Source organism: uncultured Rothia sp. (assembly GCF_916049665.1).
Classification (GTDB): Bacteria; Actinomycetota; Actinomycetes; order Actinomycetales; family Micrococcaceae; genus Rothia.
This window is the reverse complement of the sequence record NZ_CAJZIE010000100.1, coordinates 1-4,962: the sequence shown is the minus strand read 5'-3', so window position 1 is coordinate 4,962 and position 4,962 is coordinate 1. Positions and strand designations below refer to the sequence as shown.

4 protein-coding genes are annotated in these 4,962 nt (G+C 59.4%); all 4 read right to left on the bottom strand.

The annotated features are described in order from the left end of the window. Nucleotides 1-671 (bottom strand): DNA gyrase subunit A (locus tag QZ540_RS08085; protein ID WP_294629078.1); only part of this gene is annotated, 671 nt, incomplete at its 3' end. Nucleotides 672-750: 79 nt separating this feature from the next. Then, nucleotides 751-2,781, bottom strand: coding sequence for a DNA topoisomerase (ATP-hydrolyzing) subunit B (gyrB, locus tag QZ540_RS08080; protein ID WP_294629076.1), 2,031 nt, complete (start codon nucleotides 2,779-2,781; stop codon nucleotides 751-753). A gap of 446 nt (nucleotides 2,782-3,227) precedes the next feature. Further along, nucleotides 3,228-3,938, bottom strand: a complete 711-nt coding sequence (locus QZ540_RS08075; RefSeq protein WP_294629074.1) for a DUF721 domain-containing protein — start codon at nucleotides 3,936-3,938, stop codon at nucleotides 3,228-3,230. Continuing rightward, nucleotides 3,931-4,962, bottom strand: a 1,032-nt coding sequence (gene recF / locus QZ540_RS08070) for a DNA replication/repair protein RecF (RefSeq protein WP_294629072.1), incomplete at its 5' end; no start/stop codon positions are given. The genes recF and QZ540_RS08075, both read right to left, overlap by 8 nt.

Genomic DNA, 4,962 nt, shown 5'->3' with positions numbered 1-4,962 from the left:
GCGTGCGGGTTCTTCAGGAACCACTCCACACCCTCAGCAACCTCACGCAGGTTGTGCGGCGGGATATTGGTCGCCATACCCACAGCAATACCCGAAGAACCGTTGACCAGCAGGTTCGGGATGCGCGCGGGCAGAACGGTCGGCTCCAGGGACTTGCCATCGTAGTTCGGCTGGAAATCGACGGTGCCTTCGTTGATGTCGCGCACCATCTCCAGGGCGATAGGCGCCATCTTGGTCTCGGTGTATCGAGGCGCTGCGGCACCGTCATTACCGGGAGAACCGAAGTTACCCTGACCCAGCGCCAGCGGGTAACGCATAATCCAGCTCTGAATCAGACGCACCAGAGTGTCGTAGATAGCGCTATCGCCGTGGGGGTGGAACTGACCCATCACGTCGCCGACCACGCGGGCGCATTTGTTGAAGGCTCGGTCCGGGCGGTAGCCGCCGTCGTACATCGCGTAGATCACGCGGCGGTGCACGGGCTTGAGGCCGTCACGCACATCCGGCAGGGCGCGGCCAATAATAACCGCCATTGCGTAGTCCAGGTAGGAACGCTGCATCTCAGTCTGCAGGTCCACCTGTTCAATGTGACCGTGGTGGTCTACATTTTCAGCGCCACCGTTGCTGACTACGTCAACCTCAGTGGATTTATTCTGCTGTTCTTCGCTCATTACTTTCTCATTCCTCAATGACTCGCTCGGCTATATAGCTCACTTGACATATTCCCTATAGGGTATATGCCGTTTCGTGCTAGATATCGAGGAATCGAATGTCCTTTGCGTTCTGCTGGATAAACTCACGACGAGCCTCAACGTCCTCGCCCATCAGAACAGAGAAGATCTGGTCAGCAGCAGCTGCATCCTCCATCTTCACCTGCAGCAGGGTACGGCGTGCCGGGTCCATGGTGGTATCCCACAGCTCGGTGTAGTCCATCTCGCCCAGACCCTTGTAACGCTGAATGCCATTGTCCTTAGGCAGGCGCAGGTTCTTCGCCGCACCACGAGCCAGAGCCTCATCACGCTCAGCGTCCGAGTACACGTAGTCGTGCGGAGCGTTCGACCACTTGATGCGGTACAGCGGCGGCTGAGCCAGGTACACGTAGCCAGCCTCAATCAGCGGACGCATGAAGCGGAAGAGCAGAGTCAACAGCAGGGTCGTAATGTGCTGGCCGTCGACGTCCGCATCCGCCATCAGAACGATCTTGTGGTAGCGTGCCTTCTCAATATCGAAGTCGTCGCCAATGCCGGTACCGAAGGCGGTAATCATCGCCTGAATTTCAGCATTGGACAGGGCGCGGTCCAGGCGAGCGCGCTCAACGTTCAGGATCTTACCGCGCAGCGGCAGAATAGCCTGAGTGTTCGGGTCACGGCCCTGCACTGCCGAACCGCCCGCAGAGTCACCCTCCACCAGGTAAATCTCAGAGATCGACGGATCCTTCGAGGAGCAGTCCTTGAGCTTACCGGGCATGGAGCTGGTCTCCAGCAGGCCCTTGCGGCGGGTGGTCTCACGAGCCTTACGGGCTGCAATACGCGCCTGAGCGGCGGTGATTGCGCGGCGAACAATATCCTTCGCCACCGCGGGGTTACGGCCGAACCAGTCGCTGAGGTGATCGTTCACCTCACGCTGGGTGAAGGACTTAGCCTCCGAGTTACCCAGCTTGGTCTTGGTCTGGCCCTCGAACTGCGGCTCGGAAATCTTAATCGAAATGACCGCGGTCAGGCCCTCACGCACGTCTTCACCGGTGAGGTTATCGTCCTTATCGCGCAGCAGCTTGTTCTCACGCGCGTAACGGTTCACCAGCGAGGTCAGAGCGGCACGGAAACCCTCTTCGTGGGTACCGCCCTCGTGGGTATTAATCGTGTTCGCGTACGAGTAGACGGATTCCTTGTACGCACCGGTCCACTGCATTGCCACTTCCAGGCTCATGTTGCGCTCGGTGTCTTCGGACTCGAAGGAGACAATCTCCTCGTTCACAATGGTCTTCGCGCCAGCGTTGAGGAAGTGCACGTAGTCGAACAGGCCGTTGTCGTAACGGTAAGTGACGGTCGTGAAACCGTCAGCGTTCGCACGCACACGGTTGAGGACGTTTTCCTTCTCCTCTTCGGCAACCTCGTCACCAACGAACTTCTCACGCTCATCGGTCAGGGTGATGGTCAGGCCCTTGTTCAGGAATGCCATCTGCTGGAAGCGAGCACGCAGAGTCTCAAAGTCGAACTCGACGGTCTCAAAAATTTCCGGATCCGGGTAGAACGTCTGAATGGTACCGGTCTTATCGGAGGGCTCACCGCGGCGCAGGGGACCATCCGGCACGCCGCCATTCGAGAAGGAGATATGCCATGCGTAGCCCTGGCGGTGCACCTCGGTAATCACGCGGGTAGACAGCGCGTTCACCACGGAAATACCCACACCGTGCAGACCACCGGAAACCGAGTAGCCGCCACCGCCGAACTTACCGCCAGCGTGCAGCACGGTCATAACAACCTCAACGGTGGACTTGTGCTCGGTGGGGTGCTCATCCACCGGAATGCCGCGGCCGTCGTCCTCTACGCGAACAGCGCCGTCAGCCTGAATGGTCACGTCAATTTTGGAGGCGTAACCGGCGAGCGCTTCGTCGACCGAGTTATCTACGACCTCGTAGACCAGGTGGTGCAGACCGCGTTCAGTGGTCGAGCCAATGTACATGCCGGGGCGCTTGCGAACCGCTTCCAGACCTTCCAGCACGGTAATATCGGATGCACCGTATTCATGCTGCTGTTCAGATGCATTCTGTTCAGATGCCACGAGGCAGAACTCCTTGAGTAGATGATGCAACCGGCGAAGAAGAACTTCGGGCAGCTCAGAGGGGAGCCTAGAACGCCTCACGAAGGGCACCAGATAGTGCCTGCACAACCCGCGTTGCCGGTGGTGCCCATAGGTGGGCACACTTTACGCATTGTCTCTTTTATTTTACCGAGCAAGAGAGCATAAAACCATCTACATACGTCACATATTGAGCTTTTTTTGGGCACTACCACCCCTTCAAAAGCCCGCAAAGGCGGTTTAGAGTGCTTCAACCCCCTTTTGAGATAGGGGGTACGGTTCACCACTTCGTGGGGGTTGCCGGCGATTCTGAAGCTTTCTTGAAGTGCAGAAAAGCATGAGACAAGGAAAAGGGGCACGTTTTATGCAACGTGCCCCAATGTCTCAGTTTCCTGCCGGCGGCAATGCGACGCAGTGATGCAATGCGCCTACCCGTAGGTATCGCGAACTCCGCGCATGCCGGTGGCCCGCCGATAGCCTCGCTGACTCCAGCGACCGTTGTTCGGGCCCAGTACACGGACCTGAGCCACAACACCTTCGCCCAGTTCCCGGCGGAAAAGTTCGATGAGGTGCCCGTGCATCAGGCGCAGCTGGGTGGTCCAAGCGGTAGAGTCGCACTGGACTTCAACAATGGAGTTTTCGAAGCTAATCGGGCGGGTGTGCGCCGCAATTTCAGGGCCCACCAGCTCAGCCCAGCGAGCTAGCACGCTCGAGACAGCCACGGGCTCTTTCCAGCCGCGAGAGCGAATAAGAGCACTGACGATGCCACCGAGGGGTTTAGGGTCGCGAGAGCTCTCCCCGGGGCCGCTATAGCCGCCCATAACGCGGGGGTCCCATCCTTGCGCTCGCCGTGATTTCTTCTTCGAGGCGGTGCCGGACATGACCGCGCCGAAATCGCGCATGATTTTATTCGCCGAGAAGGCATTCAGGGGCGCCTCGCCGCGTTCTTGAGCCGCCACGCGCATACGGGTCAGTAGGGCGGAGGGGGCGTCCACCTCGTCGCGGTAGAACTCGCCCACGCTATCAACCTCGCGCGGGTTTTGCGGTTCCGCAAACTGAGGCTCTGCAAATTGGGACTCAGCAAACTCGTCGAATGTTTCACGTGAAACATGGTTTTGAGGGCGAGCAGGGTTACTCATCGCCGCCACCCTCCGTGAGCGCAGATGTAGCGGCAGGCTGCACATACTCGGCGTGCCCCGCCGTCACCGACACCAGGCGGTAGTCGCCCAGCTCCTCCGGAATATCGCTCAGCACCGCGCAGGTAATCAGCACCTGCTCCGCATCAGCAACCATCGCGCCCAGGCGGTGGCGGCGCGCAGAATCAAGCTCCGCAAACACATCATCAAGAATCAGAATCGGCGAAGAACCCGCCGAGGAGTCATCCTCAACATGCACAAACCAGGACGCCAGCTTCAACGCCAGGGCAAAAGACCAGCTCTCGCCGTGCGACGCGAAATGCTTCACCGGCATGCCGCCGAGCAGCAGGGTAATATCCTCACGGTGCGGACCCACCAGGGTCACACCGCGCTCAATCTCATCGCGTCGACGCTCCGCAAAACCGCGCATCAAAGCCTCTTTGAGGTCTTCAAGGCGCATCAGCGCCGCGTGCTCAATAGAGCGCTCGCCCATGCTCGAAAAGACAGTCGACTCATAGTTGAAACCGACCTCTTTAGAGCCGTCCGTCAGCCCCGCGTAGGCGCGGCGCAGCTGAGGCAAAAAGCGCTGCAGCAGGCGAAAACGCGCGGAAAGCAGCTGAGCACCCAGGGTCGATAGCTGCTCATCCCAAACAGCCAGGGTGCTCAACGCATTCTCGTCCCGTGCCTTACGCTGCATGGACTTCAGCAGCGAATTACGCTGACGCAAAATCCGCTCATACTCGCTACGGTACCCGGCAACCACCGGACGCAAAGAGGTCGCCAGCTCATCCACAAAACGGCGACGACCCGCCGGATCGCCCTTCACCAACTGCAAATCCTCCGGGGAGAACAGCACCGTGCGGGCAATACCCAGCGCCTCCTTGGCACGCACCGGCGCGGCACGATTAATGCGCACGCGGTTACTCTGCCCCGGAGCAATCTCAAACTCAGTCACCGTCTGCTGCGAACCGCGCACCGTACGGGTGCGAATATAGGCGCGTGAAGCACCCATCCGCACCAGCGGCCC